Annotated in this window: 19 protein-coding genes; 7 read left to right on the top strand and 12 right to left on the bottom strand. The window is 63.8% G+C overall.

What is annotated here, in order from left to right:
* Positions 1–80 precede the first annotated feature (80 nt).
* The 3 genes from WFP39_RS08685 to WFP39_RS08675 are packed head-to-tail and all read left to right on the top strand — an operon-like array spanning position 81 to position 1,797.
* Positions 81–395 carry an antibiotic biosynthesis monooxygenase family protein gene (locus tag WFP39_RS08685; RefSeq protein ID WP_336919046.1) on the top strand — a complete coding sequence of 105 codons (315 nt, stop codon included), beginning with the start codon at positions 81–83 and terminating at the stop codon, positions 393–395.
* The gene (locus WFP39_RS08680; RefSeq protein WP_336919034.1) at positions 392–736 is read left to right on the top strand and encodes an arsenate reductase; all 345 of its coding nucleotides are present in this window, start codon (positions 392–394) and stop codon (positions 734–736) included. Before WFP39_RS08685 ends, WFP39_RS08680 begins: the two co-directional genes overlap by 4 nt.
* Positions 715–1,797, top strand: coding sequence for a glycerophosphodiester phosphodiesterase (locus WFP39_RS08675; RefSeq protein ID WP_377923373.1), 1,083 nt, complete (start codon positions 715–717; stop codon positions 1,795–1,797). The genes WFP39_RS08680 and WFP39_RS08675 overlap by 22 nt, the downstream gene beginning before the upstream one ends.
* A gap of 3 nt (positions 1,798–1,800) precedes the next feature.
* On the opposite strand, the gene WFP39_RS08670 is transcribed toward WFP39_RS08675, so the two are convergent.
* Together WFP39_RS08670 and ubiG are read right to left on the bottom strand one after the other, a co-directional pair.
* Positions 1,801–2,691, bottom strand: coding sequence for a bestrophin family protein (locus WFP39_RS08670; protein ID WP_336919030.1), 891 nt, complete (start codon positions 2,689–2,691; stop codon positions 1,801–1,803).
* 12 nt (positions 2,692–2,703) lie between these two features.
* The gene (gene ubiG, locus WFP39_RS08665; RefSeq protein WP_336919028.1) at positions 2,704–3,441 is read right to left on the bottom strand and encodes a bifunctional 2-polyprenyl-6-hydroxyphenol methylase/3-demethylubiquinol 3-O-methyltransferase UbiG; all 738 of its coding nucleotides are present in this window, start codon (positions 3,439–3,441) and stop codon (positions 2,704–2,706) included.
* A 57-nt stretch (positions 3,442–3,498) separates the two neighbouring features.
* Between ubiG and WFP39_RS08660 the strand changes: the two genes are divergently transcribed.
* Complete coding sequence (locus tag WFP39_RS08660) at positions 3,499–4,788, top strand: aspartate kinase (RefSeq protein WP_419716203.1); 1,290 nt, start codon at positions 3,499–3,501, stop codon at positions 4,786–4,788.
* A gap of 77 nt (positions 4,789–4,865) precedes the next feature.
* Here the strand turns inward: WFP39_RS08660 and WFP39_RS08655 are convergent, their stop codons facing one another.
* Positions 4,866–5,519, bottom strand: coding sequence for a hypothetical protein (locus WFP39_RS08655; RefSeq protein ID WP_336919027.1), 654 nt, complete (start codon positions 5,517–5,519; stop codon positions 4,866–4,868).
* A gap of 269 nt (positions 5,520–5,788) precedes the next feature.
* On the opposite strand from WFP39_RS08655, the gene WFP39_RS08650 reads away from it, so the two are divergent.
* Entirely contained in the window at positions 5,789–6,805 is a 1,017-nt protein-coding gene (locus tag WFP39_RS08650; RefSeq protein WP_336919026.1) for an NAD(P)H-dependent flavin oxidoreductase, read from the top strand.
* A gap of 4 nt (positions 6,806–6,809) precedes the next feature.
* Here WFP39_RS08650 and WFP39_RS08645 read toward each other — a convergent pair whose 3' ends face one another.
* Both WFP39_RS08645 and ligM read right to left on the bottom strand, forming a co-directional pair.
* Entirely contained in the window at positions 6,810–7,493 is a 684-nt protein-coding gene (locus WFP39_RS08645; RefSeq protein ID WP_336919024.1) for an alpha/beta fold hydrolase, read from the bottom strand.
* A gap of 91 nt (positions 7,494–7,584) precedes the next feature.
* Complete coding sequence (gene ligM, locus WFP39_RS08640) at positions 7,585–8,988, bottom strand: vanillate/3-O-methylgallate O-demethylase (RefSeq protein WP_336919022.1); 1,404 nt, start codon at positions 8,986–8,988, stop codon at positions 7,585–7,587.
* A 126-nt stretch (positions 8,989–9,114) separates the two neighbouring features.
* Between ligM and WFP39_RS08635 the strand changes: the two genes are divergently transcribed.
* A complete protein-coding gene (locus WFP39_RS08635) occupies positions 9,115–9,516 on the top strand; it encodes a VOC family protein (RefSeq protein ID WP_336919020.1) in 402 nt (133 codons plus the stop codon).
* Between the two features lie 130 nt (positions 9,517–9,646).
* Here WFP39_RS08635 and WFP39_RS08630 read toward each other — a convergent pair whose 3' ends face one another.
* The 7 genes from WFP39_RS08630 to WFP39_RS08600 all read right to left on the bottom strand — a co-directional run bounded on the left by WFP39_RS08630 (position 9,647) and on the right by WFP39_RS08600 (position 17,633).
* Complete coding sequence (locus tag WFP39_RS08630) at positions 9,647–10,546, bottom strand: TauD/TfdA dioxygenase family protein (protein ID WP_336919019.1); 900 nt, start codon at positions 10,544–10,546, stop codon at positions 9,647–9,649.
* A 96-nt stretch (positions 10,547–10,642) separates the two neighbouring features.
* A complete protein-coding gene (locus WFP39_RS08625; RefSeq protein WP_336919018.1) occupies positions 10,643–11,647 on the bottom strand; it encodes a zinc-dependent alcohol dehydrogenase family protein in 1,005 nt (334 codons plus the stop codon).
* 21 nt (positions 11,648–11,668) lie between these two features.
* Positions 11,669–12,415 (bottom strand): SDR family NAD(P)-dependent oxidoreductase, encoded by a 747-nt coding sequence (locus tag WFP39_RS08620; RefSeq protein ID WP_336919016.1) that lies wholly within the window; start codon positions 12,413–12,415, stop codon positions 11,669–11,671.
* Positions 12,412–12,870, bottom strand: coding sequence for a protein tyrosine phosphatase family protein (locus WFP39_RS08615; RefSeq protein ID WP_336919015.1), 459 nt, complete (start codon positions 12,868–12,870; stop codon positions 12,412–12,414). The genes WFP39_RS08620 and WFP39_RS08615 overlap by 4 nt, the downstream gene beginning before the upstream one ends.
* Positions 12,871–12,878: 8 nt before the next feature.
* On the bottom strand, positions 12,879–13,751 hold the full coding sequence (locus tag WFP39_RS08610; RefSeq protein ID WP_336919013.1) for an amidohydrolase family protein: 873 nt from the start codon (positions 13,749–13,751) through the stop codon (positions 12,879–12,881).
* A gap of 96 nt (positions 13,752–13,847) precedes the next feature.
* Positions 13,848–15,362 (bottom strand): aldehyde dehydrogenase family protein, encoded by a 1,515-nt coding sequence (locus tag WFP39_RS08605; RefSeq protein ID WP_336919012.1) that lies wholly within the window; start codon positions 15,360–15,362, stop codon positions 13,848–13,850.
* A gap of 147 nt (positions 15,363–15,509) precedes the next feature.
* A complete protein-coding gene (locus WFP39_RS08600) occupies positions 15,510–17,633 on the bottom strand; it encodes a PQQ-dependent dehydrogenase, methanol/ethanol family (protein ID WP_377923378.1) in 2,124 nt (707 codons plus the stop codon).
* A gap of 287 nt (positions 17,634–17,920) precedes the next feature.
* Between WFP39_RS08600 and WFP39_RS08595 the strand changes: the two genes are divergently transcribed.
* Positions 17,921–19,036: a 5-methyltetrahydropteroyltriglutamate--homocysteine S-methyltransferase gene (locus WFP39_RS08595; protein WP_336919011.1), complete on the top strand. Its 1,116-nt coding sequence runs from the start codon at positions 17,921–17,923 to the stop codon at positions 19,034–19,036.
* The last annotated feature ends 128 nt before the right edge of the window (positions 19,037–19,164 follow it).

Genomic DNA, 19,164 nt, shown 5'->3' with positions numbered 1-19,164 from the left:
TCGCCAGAAACTTCCTATCCGCCGTATGCCTTGCCGCCGCCGTGGCTTTCTGGCTCTGATTGAGTCTCGACCCTAGCCACATGTATCTGGTCGTGTTCCGCAACCGCAAACGCGCTGACATGCACGCGGCTGCCTATTCCGCGGCGGCGCAGGAAATGGAGGCGCTGGCCCGCGTGCAGCCCGGTTTCCTGTCGTTCAAGAGCTTTGCGGCAGAAGATGGCGAGGTCGTCGCCCTGTCCGAATGGGCCGACGAAGCCACCGCCCAAGCCTGGGGCCGCGTCGCCGCGCACCGCGAAGTGCAGGCACGCGGGCGCAGCGAATGGTATGCGGAATACACAATGTATGGATGTAACAATCCGCGGTTACATCGATTCATCGCCAAGGACGGATCATGACCATTACGCTTTACGGAATCCCCAATTGCGACACGGTGAAGAAGGCACGCGCCTGGCTGGATTCGCATGGCCTCGTGCATCACTTTCACGACTACAAGAAGCACGGGGCCGATCCCGCTCTGGTGGCCGAATGGATGGCGGAAATGGGGGTGGACACGGTGATGAACCGGCGCGGTACCACCTACCGCAAGCTGTCCGATGCCGACAAGGCGCGCGCCGAGGCCGATCCCGCTGCGTTGATGGCCGAGCAGCCCAGCCTGATCAAGCGGCCCGTGGTGGTGCATCCGGGCGGGGTGCTGGTGGGCTTCAACGAGGCCGAATGGGAAGCCGCGCTGTTGTGAAAGCGCTCTTGGCCCCGTTGCTGCTGGGGTTTAGCCTGCCCGCCATGGCGCAGGGTTCCGATTTTCTCATCATCGCGCATCGCGGGGCGAGCGGGGAACGGCCCGAACACACGCTGGCCGCCTATGACCGGGCAATTGACCAGGGCGCCGATTATATCGAGCCGGACCTTGTGGCGACGAAGGACGGCGTGCTGGTGGCCCGGCACGAGAACGAGATTTCGGGCACCACCGATGTGGCGGATCGCCCCGAATTTGCGGATCGCCGCACCACCAGGCTGATCGATGGCGAGGAAGTGACCGGCTGGTTCACCGAAGATTTCACGCTGGCCGAACTGCGCACGCTGCGCGCCCGCGAACGCCTGCCGCAATTGCGCGTCGCCAATACCGCGTTTGATGGTCTTTATCAGGTGCCGACGCTCGCCGAAGTGATCGCGCTTGTCCGCGCGCGGGAGGCGGAGATGGGGCGGCGCATTGGCCTTTATCCCGAAATCAAGCACCCGGCCTATTTCGCCAGCATTGGTCACGATCTGGCCGCCATGCTGGTGGAAGAACTGCACGCCGCCGGATACCGCCATGCCGACGATCCGGTGTTCATTCAGAGCTTTGAAGTCACGCCTCTCCAGCGCCTCGACACGATGACCGATTTGCCGCTGGTGCAGCTTGTGTCGGCACAGGGCGGTCCTGCCGATCTGCCCGGCATGACCTATGCCGAAATGCTCATCGGCGAAAGGCTGGCGGAGATCGCCACCTATGCCGACGGGTTGGGCGTGGAGCTGCGCCTGCTGCTCGATGACGAGGGGGCGTCCACCGGCCTTGTCGATGCGGCGCATGGGGCAGGTTTGGTGGTGCATGGCTGGACCTTGCGCAAGGAAAACGCCTTTCTTCCCCCTGCGCTACGCTCCGGCGAAACCGATCTGGCCGCGCGTGGCTGTTTCGAAGCCTATCTGTTCGCATTGGAAGCGACCGGAATCGGCGGCGTTTTTACCGACGATCCCGGCCCGGCGGATGCTTTTCGCGCCGATCAAGGACGCCATTCGGTCTGCCAGCGCGGCGGGGATTAGCGTTTAGCTGAGGAAATAATCCTTCGGCTCAAGCGGCTCTGGCGCTTCCTCGCCCAGATGCTGGGCGAGGCTGATTTCCGCCGCGCGGCAGATCGCGTCCAATGGCAGGCCGTTGGGTGTCTCCCCAAAGGGGTGGCTCAATTCCTCGGTCACCTCGGCAAGGCCGAAGAAGACATAGCCGACAATGCCCACGAATAGCGGCGTCAGCCAGCCTGCCGGGCCGACCAGAGCCAGCGGCAGCAGCAGGCAGAACAGCCAGGTGGTGCGGTAAATCAGCAGCGAATAGACATAGGGCAGCGGCGTGGTGGCAATCCGTTCGCATCCCGCCTGTTGCAACGCCATGCTGCCCAGCCGTTCGGCCAAAGCGCGCTGGCCGAAACTGTCGATCGTGCCGCCAGCCGCACCCCGCTTCACCAGCGCAGCCATCGCGTCGAGCGCGGCATCGGGCGGGTGCGGTGCATCGGCCAGCGCGCCGGCATGGCTGCGGGCCAGCGCATCATCAGGCCGGCGGCGCAGATTGGCGCGGTGCAGATGCAGGAAGGCGCGCGCGGTGCGCAGCAGCGACAGGCGCAGGGCATCGTCGCGCACGAACACCTCTGCCTCGCGCGCAAGGCTGCGCATGTCCGCCAGCAGCCCGCCCCACAGCTTGCGCGCTTCCCACCAGCGGTCATAGGCGGCGTTGTTGCGAAAGCCGAGGAAGAGCGAGAGCGCGATGCCGAACACGGTGAAGCCCAGCGCGCCTGCTTCGGGCAGGATGTCCGTCCGCCGATCGAGCCACACCATCAGCGCGGCAAACACCATCAGCGCCAGCAGGCGCGGGGCGATGCGCGGCAGGATCGATCCGCGGATCGCAAAGATCAGGTCGATCGCGCGCGGGGCGTCGCGGACAATCACCGCCGCGCGCCCCTATCCGGCCCGCGCGGTGACGATGTAATTCAGCGCCAGATCGTCCGACAGATGCAGGCCGCGTGAAGGCGACCAGGCAATGCCGCGCGGTTCACCCATGGCCAGCCCCGCTTCGGCAAGCAGATCGCCCAGTTCGTCGGGCGTGATGAAATCGTCCCAGTGATGCGTGCCCTTGGGCACCGCGCCCAAGGCTTCCGCCGCGCCCACCAGCAACACGCGGCTGGCAGCGGTGCGGTTGGGGGTGGACAGCACCATCAGCCCGCCATCCGCAAGATGCGCCGCCAGATGCGCCACGAAGGCCGCCTTGTCGGCCACATGTTCGATCACTTCCATGCTGGTGACCAGATCGAATGTGCCAAGCCCAAGGCGGGCCAGTTCGCCGTGGTGGTAGGTGATCGGCAAGCCCGTGCCCGCCGCATGGCGCACAGCCGCCGCGATGTTTTCCGCCGCCGCGTCCACGCCGGTGACATCCGCGCCCAGCCGGGCGAGCGGTTCGGCCACCAGGCCCGCACCACACCCCACATCCAGCGCCTTCTTGCCTGCCAGCGGGCGGATCGAACGCACATCGCCGCCCCAGTGAAGGTCTATCGCTTCGCGCAGGAAGGCCAGCCGCACAGGGTTCAGCCGGTGCAGCATGGCGGAGGAACCGGCGGGGTTCCACCAATCCGCCGCCAGCGCCCCGAAATGCGCGGCTTCACCCGCGCGGATGGTTTCATTTGCAAGGCTTGCATCAGGCATGGAGCATCCCTAACAGCGCGCGAAGTCTTAAGCCAGTATCCAACAGGGGATGAACCCGTGGCCCGTATCGTGATGAAGTTCGGCGGCACCTCCATGGCGGGGACGGAACGCATTCGCCGCGTTGCCAATATCGTGCGTGCGCAGGCCGCCAAGGGCGATGAAGTGGCCGTCGTGGTATCCGCCATGGCAGGGGAAACCGATCGTCTGGTTGGCTTCTGCCGCGAGGCGAACGCGCTGTATGATCCGGCCGAATACGATGTGGTGGTGGCCAGCGGCGAACAGGTGACCAGCGGCCTTTTGGCCCTTACCTTGCAGGCGATGGGCTGCAACGCGCGCAGCTGGTTGGGCTGGCAGGTGCCGATCAGGACCGACGATGCCCATGCCAAGGCGCGGATCGAGGAGATCGACGCGCCCGCACTGATCGCCGCCATGCAAAGCGGGCAGATCGCGGTCATTCCCGGCTTCCAGGGCGTGACGCCCGATGGCCGCGTGACCACGCTGGGCCGCGGCGGTTCGGATACCTCCGCCGTGGCGGTGGCGGCGGCGGTGAAGGCCGATCGCTGCGATATCTACACCGATGTTGACGGCGTCTACACCACCGATCCGCGCATCGTCGCCAAGGCGCGCAAGCTGAAGAACGTGACCTACGAGGAAATGCTCGAACTCGCCTCGGTCGGCTCGAAAGTGTTGCAGACACGCTCGGTCAGCCTGGCGATGAAGGAAAAGGTGCGCGTGCAGGTGCTTTCCTCCTTCGTGGACCAGAACGCACCCGATGCCGACAGCCTGCCGGGCACGATGATCGTGTCTGACGAGGAACTTGCCAAAATTACCGAAGCCAAAATCAGCCAAGAGGGACTGGACATGGAACGCCAACTGATCACCGGCATCGCCGCCGACAAGAACGAGGCGAAGATCACCCTGACCCGCGTGGCCGACCGGCCGGGTGCGGTGGCCGCGATCTTCGGCCCGCTCGCTGCGGCCAGCATCAATGTGGATATGATCATCCAGAATATCGCCAAGGACAAGGGCGAGACCGATGTCACATTCACCGTGCCCAAGGCCGATCTATTGCGCGCGCAGACGCTGCTCGAAGAACGCAAGGAAGCCATCGGCTATTTCCGCATGATCGCGGATGACAAGGTGGCGAAGATTTCGGTCGTGGGCGTGGGGATGCGCAGCCATGCCGGCGTTGCCGCCACGATGTTCAAGGCGCTGGCCGATCGCGGCATCAATGTGCAGGCGATTTCCACCAGCGAAATCAAGATCAGCGTGCTGATCGACGCGGACGAGACCGAACTCGCTGTGCGCGTGCTGCATTCGGCGTACGAGCTGGACGCCGCCGCCTGAGCCATCACCGCGATGAGGGCATGAAAAAGCGGGCCGCCATCGCTGGCAGGCCCGCTTTTCGTTTTGCCTTGCTCCGATCAGTCGAGATTGATCGTGTAGGTGCTGCACACATCAACATTGTTGCGCAGGATCTCGCGCCCGCCGCGCGTCACCGCGCGGATGTTGAACCGGCACGCGCCCGATCCGTCGTCAATCGTGGTTTGCCAGCTGTCGCCGGCCACAATGACATTGGAGCCCAGCTGATCCGGCCCCCAGTCACGGCTGGCGACATTGGCCCAGTAGATATACCAGACCGATTCCTTGCCATTGTTGACGAAAGAAACCGCGCGGTTGCGCCCGTCGCTCGACGTGCCCGAATTGCTGGCGGTGTCGGCGCGGATGGTTTCCATCACCACCTCGAACCGGTTCCAGACATTGCCCAGATTGCTCACATCCATCCGGTAGGTTTCGCACCCCGAACGCGCCTGGCGATACAGCGTGAAGAAGGTGATGTCGGTGTAATCGTAATCCGAATGCACCGTCTGCCCGTTGGGGTCGCGCACGGTGAAATCGAGATCGGTATCCCCGTCCCCGCGCACCGAGACATAGACTTCCGGATTGCAGATCGTCAGATCGACCGAATAGCTGTCATTCGCCTCCACCCGGTAGCTGTCAGATTGGGCCAGCGCCGGGGTGGTGACAAGGGTTGCAAAAGCGGCCAGCACGGCAGCAGCAAGTGGCAAGCGTTTCATGGTTTCCCCCACATAGAAAGCCCGGACGCAGGCGGGCAGGGGGAGAGCGGGATGGCGCGATCCAGCGGCCCGGCGATGTGTCCAGCCTGCTTTTATGCCGCATGGTCCTGCATGGCAATTGAATGGTGCGTATCCGACCGGGTGATAACAGGAATTGTGTGAAAGGCGGGCGTTCGTTTGCGAAGCGCGCGCGCTTGTCGTTCGTGCCATTCCCGCCTAAACGCCGCAGCCAACCGGGCGCGCGGCGTCTGAATGAAACAGGCAACGGCATGAATTCCTATCCCAAGACGAGCGCGCTGATGCGGCGCGGCGCTGATTTCCTCGGCAGCGACACCGCCATTCTGTGCGGCGCAATGAGCTGGGTTTCCGAACGCAATCTGGTGGCCGCGATCAGCAATGGCGGCGGCTTTGGCGTGATTGCCTGCGGCGCGATGACGCCCGAATTGCTCGACACCGAAATCGCGGCGACCAACGCACTCACTGACAAGCCGTTCGGCGTGAACCTTATCACGATGCATCCCGATCTCTTCGATCTCATTGCGGTCTGCGCGCGGCACAAGGTCAGCCATGTGGTGCTGGCTGGCGGCCTGCCGCCCAAGGGCAGCATCGAAGCGATCAAGGACACGGGCGCCAAGGTCATCTGCTTTGCCCCCACGCTGGCGCTGGGCAAGAAGCTGCTGCGTTCAGGTGCGGATGCGTTGGTGATCGAGGGGAGCGAGGCAGGCGGCCACATCGGCCCCGTCTCCACCAGCGTGCTGGCGCAGGAGATCCTGCCGGAACTTGGCCGAGACAATCTGGTGTTCGTGGCGGGCGGCATCGGCAATGGCGCGATGATCGCCGCTTACCTTGAAATGGGGGCCGCGGGCGTGCAGTTGGGCACGCGCTTTGCCTGCGCCACCGAAAGCATCGCGCATCCCGAATTCAAGAAGGCCTTCTTCCGCGCTTCGGCGCGCAACGCAGTGGCATCGGTGCAACTCGATCCGCGCCTGCCGGTGATCCCGGTGCGCGCCCTGGAGAACGAGGGCACCGCCGAATTCACCGCCAAGCAGCGCGAGGTGGCGCTGCTGCTCGATCAGGGCAGCATTAACATGGAAGAAGCGCAGCTGCGGATCGAACGCTTCTGGGCAGGCGCGCTGCGCCGTGCGGTGATCGAAGGCGATGTGAAAAGCGGCAGCCTGATGGCGGGCCAATCGGTTGGCATGGTGACCAAGGAAGAACCCGCCGCCGAAATCATCGCCACACTGATGGCCGAGTGCGAGGCGGCTTTGACAAGCCGCACCGCCTGACCACCTAACCGGCAAGTCCCAGCAGCACGCGCGTGGTGGTATCGGGGTCGTTCTGCATCACGAAGTGATCGGTCGCCACCTCGTGATAATCCCAGCCCGCGGCTTTCGCCTTTTGGGCAAAGCGCGGGAAGGGTGTGGGGTTGTACTGGGTGGCGAAGATATAGCTCTTCTTCGGGATCGCGGCTTCTGCGCCGGTCAGCTTCACCGCCTCCACCAGGGTAAGCAGCGGGTGGTAGCCCACAATGCCGGGCACGGGCTGCCAGTCATCGGGTGTCATCAGCGGGCGGACCAGGCCGGGTGTGTGCTTTTGCGCTTCCATGTACCAGTTGTGCTCGAATTCGCCGGTGATGTGCCACAGGCTTTCGCCGTCATCGGGCAGGAAGGCATCGACATAGCACAGCGCATCGATCCGCTGGCCCAGTCGCGCCGCGATCCCGGTGATGACCATCCCCCCATAGGAATGGCCCGCCAGCACGAAGCGGTCGATGCCTGCGTCCGCGATCTGCTGGCATACCGCGTCCACATGATCGGTGAGCGTAATGCCCGGATGCAGTTCGTCCTGCCGCGCGCCCAGGCCCGGCAAAGTGGCAGCCAGCGCGCGGTGGCCCGCCGCTTCCAGCCGTGCGGGCACTTCGCCCCAGGTGTGATGTCCGCCCCATGCACCATGGACGAGAACGAAATTGGCCATGAGGTTCCTCTCTCCCGAAAAGCAAAAAGCCCCGCGAAGCTGTGGAGCTTCGCGGGGCCTGTATCAAGCGGCCTTTTCAGGCGGCCTCGGCTCAGCCCTTGCGGGCGGTGCGCCAGCCGGCCTGGTAGGTTTCGGCGGCCATCTTCGAATAAGGCACCGGCGAGGCAATCGCGCGCACCTTAATCTGCTTGTGCGGTTCGACCGTGGTCTTGCGGGTGCCGCCGTTCTCTTCGCCCCACACAACGTGCAGTTCGGTGCCCAGCGGGATTTCGTGGTCGATCGTCGCCAGCGACAGGGCTTTCTTCTCGTTGTAGGAGTAACCGGTGAACAGCGACAGGCCCACAACATTGCCATCGGCATCCACGACCGAATCGTAGTTGCTGTTGGCATAGTTTGCCAGCGGCAGGTCGAAGAACTTATACTGTTCGCCTTCCGGATCAAACAGCGAGCCGACGATCTTCTTCATGTCGTCCGCGTGCCATTCCAGCGTCACCTTCTTGCGCTGCACGGCCGGGTCGATCTTCTTCAGCGCGTCGGCGCCGATGAAGTCGTGGTCGAACTTCACGAACGGACCGTAGCCCAGTTCCCACGGGTTCAGGTAATAGTCTTCGATCGACTTGCCCACGAACGAACCGCCGATTGCGCCGGTGGCTTCGTACGAATCGGCGCCCAGCCATTCGCGGTAATCCTTCAGCTCGTCGCCAGTGTAGATGGCGGGCAGCGGGCTGGGGATCCAGCCCGATTCCAGCGTGTTCGACGGATAAGCGCGCGAACCCACCGCGATCAGGCCGAATTCTTCACCAGCCTTGAGGATTTCGTCGCGGATATAGTCCTGCTCTTCATACGGGCCCCAGATTTCGAGACCCGGCGAACCGGCCATGCCGTGACGCAGCGTGCGGACGGTCTTGTTGCCGATCTTCATCGTCGACATGTTGAAGAACTTCAGCTTGTCCAGCGGTGCGCCGTTCAGCTTTTCGATCACGTCCCATGCGCGCGGGCCCTGGATCTGGAAGCGCCAGGAAATGCGCGACACCGGCTTGCCCATCGGGCGGCTGGGCGAACGCGGATCGTTGATGATATCGACGTTGTACTTGCCCTTTTCCGCCTGGAAGCGGAGCCAGTTGGCAGCGGGCGCGCGGCCCACATAGACGAATTCTTCTTCTTCCAGCCAGAAGATGATGCCGTCACCGATCACGTGGCCATAGGGCGTGGTGGGGACATACTGCTTGGCCTTGTTGACCGTCCAGCCCTTGGGCGAGTTGATCATGGTGTCCGAGAGCAGCTTCAGCGCATCCGGGCCCTTGATGTACAGGTCGAACATGTGGTGCGACTGGTCGAACAGCACGGCGCTGTGCTGCCAGGCCCACTGTTCCGAACGCCAGTTGGAAAATTCCGGCGCGACGACCGGATACACATAGGCACCGATCTGCGAGTTGCGGAGCTTGTCGACGATGTCGGTCGTGCCCTGCAGAATCTGTTCAAGATTGTCAGCCATTGCTTCACCTCTCCATGCTTGTGAAGGAATCACATACGCGAAATTGTATGCACCACATACAATGTTGCGCTAAGGGTGCAAGCGATAAGGCGCAAAGTGCGCGGCAAAAAAGGTGGAGAGTTGGGGATGAAAGTCGAAGCGCTCGATCATGTGAACATCATTACCGATGACCTCGACGGCACGGCGCGCTTCTATGCCGAACTGCTGGGGCTGGAACGGCGCGATGCGCCGCCGCCGCTTACCCCTGAAACCGCGCAGTGGATGTATGACGATGCGGGCCGCGCGATCATCCACATCAACTCGCTCGATTGCGTGCGCGCCTATGACCGCGCGGTCACGCCGGGCGATTTGACGGGCGCGCTGCACCATGTGGCGCTGCGGCTGACCGGATACGAGGAAACCTTGGAGCGCCTGAAAGCACGCGAGGCCGATTTTCAGGAGAATTTCGTCGCCGCGATTGGCCTCAGGCAGATTTTCACCGCCGACCCGAACAATGTGCTGCTGGAACTGAACTTCTTCGGGGAGTAAGGATTTCGCGCCGGGCGGCCTGCAAACAGCGCCAGCCTGCGCTTCCGGTGCTCACGACCTTAAAGGTCGCTGCGCGCCGGTTCTCGTCTGGCACTGTTTTCGACTCACCCGGCACGAAACCGGTTGCGCCTTAACGCGGCACCGTGCCGGCAATCGTCGTGCGGTACATCTCGCGCCGGAAGCCGTCGTAATCGTTGGGGGCCAGGTGCATCGTGGCGGCATTGTCCCACATGCAGACCATGCCCGGTTGCCAGCGCAGGCGGCAGGTGAAGGCGTGCTGCGTGGTGTGCCAGACGAGGTAATCGATCAGCGGTTTGGCCTCGTGCGTGGTCATCCCTTCGATCCCGGCGGCATAGGTATCGCAGATATACAGCGCCTCCTCTCCCGTCACCGGATGGCGGCGTACCAGCGGGTGATACGAACCGCGCATCCCCTGCTCGTGCTTTTGCGCATCGCCAAAGCTGATCGCCGCCCCGCGCAGAAACTCCTGCGTCGCGTAATTGTTGCGCGCGCTCATCCACACTTTCAGCGGACGAAGCATGGCCTGGTAGGTGGGCGAGAGGTGGCGGAAAGCGAGCGCGGTATTGGCCCACACCGTATCGCCGCCATAGGGCGGGCCGTCCACCTGCCGCAGGAAGGTGATGCTGGGCGGTTCTGGCAGGAAGGGGCTGTCGGTATGCCAGCCGCCGCCGAACAGGCTGGGCGTCACCTCGTCGGCTTCCTTGATGATCGGGTGCACATCGCGGTGGCCGGGCACGCCCTGCGTATAGGCATCAACCGCGAAATCCCCCAGCCGCAGTGAAAATGCCTCGTGCTCGGCGTGGGTCAAATGCTGGTCGCGCAAGTAGATCATCTTGTGCTTCCACAGCGCCTGTTTCAGGCTTTCGACGCCCTCGTCCGACAAGTCGGGAAGGCGCACGCCAGTGATTTCCGCGCCCATCGAGGAGGCGAGCGGCTCCACGCCGAAATGGTTGGACTGGAACGGGCGGTTATCGAAATCCCCGCACGGCGCCACGCGCACTTGCCACATTGCCTCTCTCCCTTGCGCCCGCATTCATGCGAAGGCGGCGGCATTCTTGCGCGATGCCGTCCGCCCCGCAATGACCGATGTCAATTCGCGCCTCGGTTAAAGGGCGATCACCGTCTTGCCGAAGCTGTCCGGCCCCCAAGCATGGGCATAGGCCTTGCCCGCATCCTCGAACGCGAAAGTCGCGCCGATAGGCGGCTTGATGGCGTGCGCATCGACAAAGGCGTTGAGGCGGATTGCCATCGCCACGCTGCCCACAAAGATGCCCCGGATGCTGCCGCCGGTCATCATCAGCTGGCGCGGATGCGGCGGATCGCCATCGGCCAGCACGCCGATCAGCGCGATCTCGCCTTCGGAAGCGAGCGCGTTCATGCTCTGCTGCAAGGTGCCCACGCCGCCCACTTCAACGACCTTGTGCGCGCCGCCGAACTCCTTGGCGACATAGGCGCCCCATTCGGGCACCGCCTTGTAATTCACCCCATGCGCCGCGCCCAGCGCCAGAACGCGGGCGAGCTTCTCATCGCTGGAGGAGGTGGCGATCACTTCTGCCCCGGCGGCCCTGGCCAGTTGCAGCGCGATCATCGACACGCCGCCCGAACCCAGCACCAGCACGCGGCTGCCTGCCGTGATCGGTCGCCCGCCTTCGAACAGCGCGTTCCACGCGGTAACGCCCGCACAGGGCATACAGGCCGCCTCGGCATAGGACAGGCTGTCGGCCACCTTCACCACGCCATGCGCGGGCAGCACAACCTTCTCGGCCAACATGCCGGGCGCCTTGCCATCGCCCAGCGCGCGGCCCATCACCTGCGGGCCATCCACCCAGTCCATGAAGAAGCTGCCCTGCACCCGGTCGCCGGGCTGGAACGCGGTGACGCCTTCGCCCACCGCCAGCACTTCGCCCGCGCCATCGGACAGTGGCACCGAAGGCTGCGTGATCGGGCCGCCGAAATACTTGCCCGCCGCCACGGCAAAATCGCGGTAATTGATCGACCATGCCTTGGGCGCGATCAGCACTTCGCCGGGGCCTGGCGTGGGGTCGGGCAATTCGCCCAGATAAAGCTGGCCGAAACTTTCGCAGCCTTCAGGCAGCAACCATGCACGCATTTGTGTTCTCCCGATAATGTCTCAGACTTCGATGGATTCCAGCACGCCGCCATCCACGGCCCAATCCTGCCCGGTCACATGGCTGGCGGCATCGGACAAAAGGAAACAGGCGACCTCCACCAATTCCTCGCAAGAGCCCATTCGGCGCTGCGGCACGCGTGCGGCAATACGGCCTTTCTGCTCGTGCGGGATGCGGGCGAGCGCTTCTGTTTCGATGAAGCCGGGGATGATGCAATTGGCGCGGATGCCGTGCGGGGCCATTTCCACCGCGATCGCGCGGGTAAGGCCCAGCACGCCGTGCTTGGAGGAGACATAGGCCGGGTTCATCGCCATGCCGCGTTTGCTGGCCATGGATCCGGTGACGAGGATCGAACCCTTGCCCGCCTCGATCATGGGAGGCAGAACCTTCTGCGCGGCCCAGAAGACCGAGGAGAGGTTCACCCGCAACGTTTCCTCAAACACGGCGGGGTCGAAGGCGGTGAAGGGGGTAAAGCCGCCTGTCAGGCCGGCATTGGCGAACAGCGCCTCGATGGGGCCGAAATGCGCGGCGGCGCTATCCAGCGCGCCCTCCAGTGCCGCCTTGTCGCCCACATCGGCGGGAAAGCCTGCGGCACTGCTGCCGATCCCTGCGACCACCTCGTCCAGCACATCCTTGCGCCGCGCGATCAGCGAGACTCGCGCCCCGCGCGCGGCCAGCATTTGTGCGGCGACAAGGCCAATGCCGCTCGACGCGCCAGTGATGACGATATGCTTGCCGTTGAAGTTCACTTGTCCTCTCCCCGCAGAAAAGCGGCCCATTTGTCCGCCCCCGGATAATCGCTGCTGGCCGGATCCCAAAGCTGCCGCATGATCGCGTGCGCGGCGGCCTCGTCCATCCCCCGTTCGATGTGATAGCGGCAGAAGAAGGCCGAAACACGCCAGTTCATGATGCAATGGACATGGACCGGCCGTTCGTCCGCCTCCAGCGCGGCGACAAAGGCGCGGTAATGCGCCTCCTGCGGCGCATCAAAAGGCACGGGGATGTGCACATAATCCAGCCCCGCCGTCGCCATTTCCTGCGCCGCATCAGGCAAGGCTTCGGGATGCGTCGCCAGCGCCAGATTGATGATGCGGGCCGCGCCCATCGCTGCCAGCCGCGCCGGGTCACCCGGCTGCAACCGGCCCGATGTCGTCACCCGGTCCGACAGGCGCAGAAAGGCGCGGATGTCGGCGGGATCGGTCACCGCACCTCTCAGACCAGCCCCAGAACCTTGGCGGCGTTGTCCTTCATGATGCCGGGCATCACCTCCTCGCGGAAACCCACTTCGGCCGCCGCCGCCATCCACTTGTCCGGGTGGATCAGCGGAAAATCGGTGCCGAACAGCATTTTGTGCTTCAGCTGCGTGTTGGCATACTGGATCAGCTGCTTGGGGAAGTATTTGGGGCTCCATCCCGACAGGTCGATGAAGACATTGGTCTTGTGCAGCGCCATGGAGAGGCTTTCGTCCACCCAGGGCCAGCTGGGGTGGGCGAGGATGATCTTCATATCGGGGAAATCCACCGCCACATCGTCGATCAGGATTGGCTGGCCGTATTTCAGCCGCATCCCGCCGCCGCCGCGCATCCCTGTGCCCATGCCGCTGTGGCCGGTGTGGAAGATCGCGGGCAGCTTGTATTCGTTGATCACCTCGTAAATCGGGTAACCCATCGGATCGGCGGGATGCGCGTTTTGCGCGATACCGTGGAACTTGAAGCCCTTGACGCCGTAATTCTCGATCAGGTCGATCGCCTCGCGCGCGCCGTATTTGCCCTTGTGCGGATCGATGCTGGCAAAGGCGATGCAGATATCGTCGTTCTTGGCGGCGAGTTCGGCCACCTCGTAGTTCGATACGCGCTTGGCGCCCATGCCGCTTTCGCAATCCACGGTGAACATGCAGAAGGCGATCTGCGTTTCGCGGTAAAGCTCGATGATTTCGGGCATTTTGGGCCGCTCGCGCGGTGCCTTGAAGTAGGCGCTGGCCGCGTCGAAATACTTGCCCATCACCGGATCTTCGGGATCGTGGCAGGACACTTCCGCGTGGACGTGCACGTCGATGGCGCGGATCTTGGAAAGGTCGATGGGCATGGCGCGTTCCCGGTCTTGTCTGGTTTGATGTCTTCGATTGCGAAAAGGCCCGCCCCGGCAACGCCGCAGGCGGGCCTCGCGATTTCGATCAGCCGATCACAGCTTCATCAGCACCGACTTGGTTTCAAGGTAGGCTTCAAGGCCCAACCGGCCCTGTTCGTGGCCGAGGCCGCTTTCCTTGTAGCCGCCAAAGGGCAGCGCCGGGTCGATCATCGCGTGGCAATTGACCCACACGGTGCCGGCCTTGAGCTGGCCGGCAATCCGCACGGCGGCGCTGGCGTCCTTGGTCCACACGCCGGCGGCAAGGCCATAGGGCGTGTCGTTGGCTTCCTTCACCACTTCATCGAGGTCCTCGAAGCGCTGGGCGACGACCACGGGGCCGAAGATTTCCTCGCGCACCACGCTCATCTGCGGGTTCACATCGGTGAGGATCGTGGGGTTGACATAGTATCCGCCATCAGCCGCCGGGGCATCGCCGCCCATCAGCACCGATGCACCATCACGCTTGCCCGCTTCGATATAGCCCAGCACGCGCTCGTGCTGCTCCTTGGACACCAGCGGGCCCATATGCGCGGCGGGGTCGAGGCTGGGACGCGGGGCCCAGAAATCCGCGGTGGCGGCCATGCCTTCCACGACCTTGTCGAACACGCTCTTATGCGCATAAAGGCGCGAACCGGCGACGCAGACCTGGCCCGAATTGAAGAAGATCGCGCCCGCCACGCCCGGCGCGGTTTCGGCGACATCGACATCGGGCATGACCACCACGGGGCTCTTGCCGCCCAGTTCCAGCGTCACCTTCTTGAGGTGTTCGGTGGCGTTGCGGTTGATCAGCTTGCCAATTTCGGTGGAGCCGGTGAAGGCCACCTTGTCGACATCGGGGTGCTTGACCATGCGGTCGCCCACGGTGTGGCCGTAGCCGGTGATGATGTTGACCACGCCTGCGGGCACGCCGGCTTCGTGGATCAGGTCAGCGAGGCGCAGCGCGGTGAGGCTGGTCTGTTCGGCGGGCTTGAGCACCGTGGTGCAGCCGGCAGCCAGTGCCGGGGCGATCTTGAGGCAGGCCATCAGCAGCGGGAAGTTCCACGGCACGATCTGCGCGCAGACGCCCACCGGCTCCTTCAGCGTATAGGCGAACATCATGTTGCCGGGCATCGAATAGGGGGGCAGGGTGTCGCCGTTGATCTTGCCAGCCCAGCCCGCCATGTAGCGGAAATGGTTGGCAGCGCCGGGCACGTCCACCACATTGGCCATGCCCTTGGGCTTGCCCACGTCGATCGCTTCCAGCTCGGCCAGCTCATCGGCATGGGCTTCGATCAGGTCGGCGATCTTGTGCAGCGTCTTTTCGCGCACCACGGGGGGCAGGTTGCGCCAGCGGCCATCGTCAAAGGCGGCGCGTGCGGCGGCGACCGCCCGGTCCACGTCCTTGTCGGTCGCCTCGCAAAAGCTGGAGACGATCTTGCCGTTCGACGGGTCTTCCACGTCGATCGTGGCGCTGCCGCTGGAATCGACCCATTCGCCGTTGATGTAGAGTTGCGGCTTGCGCGCCAGCGCCTTTTTCACCGCGTCCGAATATTCCCGCTGGGTGCGGTCGATAGTGGTCATCTCATTCATGGTTGAACTTCCTTCTCCCGGATGGCGTCAAACTGATCCCTCACCGAATCCCGCACATCGTGCAGGATTGACAATAACAGAGGCAGATATGGCTGCCTATCGCGCGGCGATCAAGTTAACGCCCGTTACAATCGTCCTGGCCTGCCCTCACGAACCCTGAAGCCCGATGCCGCCGATGCGCTTGTCCTCGTTCGCGCGGTAGATGACATATTGGCGCACATTCTCGATCCGCTCGCGGCTCAAGGATTGGCTGAAGCCGGCCATGCCGTTCGAGGCGAGCGCGCCGTCATGCACGATCATCATCCACGTCTCCTGATTGTCGAGCGTGGCGCTGCGGCGCAGATCGGGCAGCACGGTCGAACCGATCGCGGCATCGCCATGGCACTGCCCGCAATAGCGGCCGTAATCATAGGTGCCCTGAGTCAACTGCGCCTGCGTGCCGCTGAACGGCGGCGGGTCGATCGGGCGGCGTTGCAGCGGCGGGGCGGGAGGCAGGGTGGCCGTGCCGCCCAGCTTGAACACCAGCAGGCGGCTGATATTGGGCACCGGCCCGCTGGTTTCGTTGAGCACGCCGCCGGGGGCGAGCGCCCAGATGCCGCCCCAGCCTGCCATTACGGCGATATATTGCTCACCATCGACGGTGTAGGTGATCGACGGGGCGACAACGCCTGTTTGCGCGGCAAAGGACCACAATTCGCGGCCATCATTGGCGCCGTATGCCTTGAAGAAGCCGCCTGCTGTGCCCTGGAACACGATGCCGCCGCCGGTGGCCAGCACGCCGCCGTTCCACGGGCCGGGATATTGCACGCGCCAGCGTTCGGTCTGCGTCACCGGATCCCACGCGATCAGCGCGCCGCGCGTGCCCGCCGCCGCGCCGCGGCGCACATTGTCATCGGCGGGAAGACCGCCCGCCGCCATGTCGATGCCGACATTGAAGCCACGATTGGGATCGGGCTGCCAGTTGGCTTCGGGCACATAGGGGAAGCCCGCCTCGATCACCGGGATAAAGACCAGCCCTTCGCCGGGATGGAACGCCATCGGGTGCCAGTTATGCGCGCCGCCCGCGCCGGGGCTGGCAACGAAAGGCACGCCGGTCTTGTCGTAGCGTGCTTCGGGATTTTCGATCGGGCGGCCCGTCGCCATGTCGATCCCGCTGGCCCAATTCGTCGGCACGTAATTGTTGGCGCTGATGAGTTCGCCGGTCGCGCGGTCGAGCACATAGAAAAAGCCATTCTTGGGCGCCTGCATCAGCACTTTGCGCGTCGTGCCGCCAATTTCCATATCGGCCAGCATGATGTGCTGCGTGGCGGTGAAATCCCACGTTTCGCCCGGCGTTGTCTGGTAATGCCAGACATATTCGCCGGTCTTGGGTCGCAGCGCGACAATGCTGGACAGATACAGATTGTCGCCGCCGCCGGGGCTTCGATAGGCCTGGTTCCAGGGCGAGCCATTGCCGACGCCGATATAGAGCAGGTCCAGCTCCGGATCATAGGCCATCGCGTCCCACACGGTGCCGCCGCCGCCCAGATTCCAGAATTCGCCGTTCCAGGTTTCGCGCGCGGCCTTGAGATATGCAGGCTCGCTCGCCGCTTCATCCGGCGCGCCGGGCACGGTGTAGAAGCGCCACAGCATCTCGCCATCTTCCGCATCATAGGCGGAGACATAGCCGCGCACACCGTATTCCGCGCCGCCATTGCCGATCAGCACGCGCCCGTCGATGACGCGCGGCGCGCCGGTGATGGTGTAGGACTTGGACTGGTCGACGGTGACCTTCGACCAGACTTCCGCCCCGGTCTCGCGGTCGAGCGCGACCAGCCGCCCGTCGAGCGTGCCCAGATACAGCTTGTCCCCCCATGCGGCGAGGCCGCGATTGACCACGTCGCAGCAGGCCTTCACCCCGGTTTCGCCGGGCACCTCTGGATCGTATTCCCACAAAAGCGCGCCGGTCTTGGCGTCATAGGCCTTCACCTTGGACCAGGCGGTGGAGACATAGAGCTTGCCGTCGATCACCAGCGGGGTGGCTTCCTGCCCGCGCGCGGTGTCCATATCGGCATACCAGGCAAGGCCCAGCTCACCCACATTTTCGGTGTTTATCTGGTCAAGCGGGCTGAACCGCTGCTCGGAATAGTCGCGGCCATAGGTGATCCAGTTGGCCGTGTCCGCGGCCGCATTGCGCAACGCGTCGTTATCGATCCCCTCGCCCGATGTGCCACAGGCGGCCAGTGCCAGCGCGGCGCAGGCGGCAAACAGGCGGTTGCGGAATGTCATCATGCTCTCTCCCCAAAGGGCGGCCCCTCTGCGGGGGAGCCTGGTCCTTGTCCCCGGCTTATACCGGGCTTTGTAAGCGGTGCATACTAAGTTGCTCCGGCGGCGATCAAGGGGCTTTTTGGGCAGGGTGAAGCGGCAGCCGCAAGGCTCGGCCCGCCACCCGTTGCCACGCGCGATTGCGGCTTGCGCAAGGCCCGTCTTTTCGCATATGTGGACGCGTCCAGTCGAGCGCGAGCCCGCGTCATGACCCTGGTCTAGCTATTTTTCTGCTAAGACAGGACATCTCTCACATGCCTACCAAACTGCCGTCTCGTGCCGACCATGTCGGTTCCTTCCTGCGTCCGCGCGAGATTATCGAAGCCCGCCAGCATGTCTCGGCGGACAATTTGTCGCGTGGGCAACTGCGCAACATCGAAGATGCCGCGATTGCCGAGCTTGTCGAATGGCAAAAGAGCCTTGGCCTGAAAGCCATCACCGACGGCGAATTTCGCCGCTATTTCTTCCACACCGATTTCCTGCTGCAACTGGCAGGGGTCGAGGAACGCGGCGGTCTGAAGAAGGCGTTCAAGAACGATGCGGGCAAGGACGTGTCCTTTGCCCCGCCGGTCATGGTCGTCACCGGCAAAATCGCGCACCAGCGCCCGATCCAGCTGGCCGATTACCAGTATCTGGCGGGAAAGGTTGGCGAAGGCTTCATGCCCAAGGTTACGATCCCCAGCCCCACCATGCTGCATTTCCGCGCCGGGCGGGCGGGCATTCCGGAAGATGTCTATCCCACGATGGACGAATTCTACGCCGATGTCGCCGCCGCCTACCGCGCCGAAGTGGACAGTCTGGTCGCAGCCGGGTGCCGTTACATCCAGATGGACGACACCAACCTTGCCTATCTGTGCGACGACGAACAGCGCGCCGATGCGGCCAAGCGCGGCATGGATCCCGACGCGACGACGCGCCAATATGCCAAACTTATCAATGATAGCTTCGCATCTGCGCCGGCTGACATGATCAAGGCGATTCATTTGTGCCGCGGCAATTTCCGCAGCAGCTGGGCCGCCGAAGGTGGGTATGAGCCGGTGGCCGAAATCATGTTCAACGAACTCGATATCGACGCCTTCTTCCTCGAATATGACGATCCGCGGTCGGGCGATTTTGCCCCCTTGCGCTTCCTGCCCAAGGGCAAGACCGTGGTGCTGGGCCTTGTCACCACCAAGCTGGGCGAGCTGGAGAACAAGGACGACATCAAGCGCCGGATCGATGAGGCGGCGAAGTTTGCCGATATTGATCAGCTGGCGCTGTCCCCGCAATGCGGCTTTGCCAGCACGGTGCATGGCAACGATATCACCACCGAGCAGCAGGCGGCGAAAATCCGCCTGTGCGTGGAGGTGGCGCAGGAAGTCTGGGGTTAACCCGGCCAGCGCCGTTCAAGTTTGGGAGAGAAATGGGCGGTTCCCCGTTACGGGCGAGCCGCCCTTTTCGCGTCTGGCGCAGCCTTGTGGCGCGTGATAGCGCTACCGCCAAAAAGGGGGATGGAGAG

This window comes from Alteraurantiacibacter lauratis (genome assembly GCF_037154155.1).
Lineage (GTDB): Bacteria > Pseudomonadota > Alphaproteobacteria > Sphingomonadales > Sphingomonadaceae > Alteraurantiacibacter > Alteraurantiacibacter lauratis.
Note: the sequence above shows the minus strand (reverse complement) of the source record. Positions and strands in the feature narration are given on the sequence as shown.

Coding starts and splice junctions, on each gene's coding strand:
- WFP39_RS08685 (WP_336919046.1), top strand. CDS start 81: ATGTATCTGGTCGTGTTCCGCAACCGCAAACGCGCTGACATGCACGCG.
- WFP39_RS08680 (WP_336919034.1), top strand. CDS start 392: ATGACCATTACGCTTTACGGAATCCCCAATTGCGACACGGTGAAGAAG.
- WFP39_RS08675 (WP_377923373.1), top strand. CDS start 715: ATGGGAAGCCGCGCTGTTGTGAAAGCGCTCTTGGCCCCGTTGCTGCTG.
- ubiG (WP_336919028.1), bottom strand. CDS start 3,441: ATGCCTGATGCAAGCCTTGCAAATGAAACCATCCGCGCGGGTGAAGCC.
- WFP39_RS08655 (WP_336919027.1), bottom strand. CDS start 5,519: ATGAAACGCTTGCCACTTGCTGCTGCCGTGCTGGCCGCTTTTGCAACC.
- WFP39_RS08650 (WP_336919026.1), top strand. CDS start 5,789: ATGAATTCCTATCCCAAGACGAGCGCGCTGATGCGGCGCGGCGCTGAT.
- WFP39_RS08645 (WP_336919024.1), bottom strand. CDS start 7,493: ATGGCCAATTTCGTTCTCGTCCATGGTGCATGGGGCGGACATCACACC.
- ligM (WP_336919022.1), bottom strand. CDS start 8,988: ATGGCTGACAATCTTGAACAGATTCTGCAGGGCACGACCGACATCGTC.
- WFP39_RS08635 (WP_336919020.1), top strand. CDS start 9,115: ATGAAAGTCGAAGCGCTCGATCATGTGAACATCATTACCGATGACCTC.
- WFP39_RS08630 (WP_336919019.1), bottom strand. CDS start 10,546: ATGTGGCAAGTGCGCGTGGCGCCGTGCGGGGATTTCGATAACCGCCCG.
- WFP39_RS08625 (WP_336919018.1), bottom strand. CDS start 11,647: ATGCGTGCATGGTTGCTGCCTGAAGGCTGCGAAAGTTTCGGCCAGCTT.
- WFP39_RS08610 (WP_336919013.1), bottom strand. CDS start 13,751: ATGCCCATCGACCTTTCCAAGATCCGCGCCATCGACGTGCACGTCCAC.
- WFP39_RS08605 (WP_336919012.1), bottom strand. CDS start 15,362: ATGAATGAGATGACCACTATCGACCGCACCCAGCGGGAATATTCGGAC.
- WFP39_RS08600 (WP_377923378.1), bottom strand. CDS start 17,633: ATGATGACATTCCGCAACCGCCTGTTTGCCGCCTGCGCCGCGCTGGCA.
- WFP39_RS08595 (WP_336919011.1), top strand. CDS start 17,921: ATGCCTACCAAACTGCCGTCTCGTGCCGACCATGTCGGTTCCTTCCTG.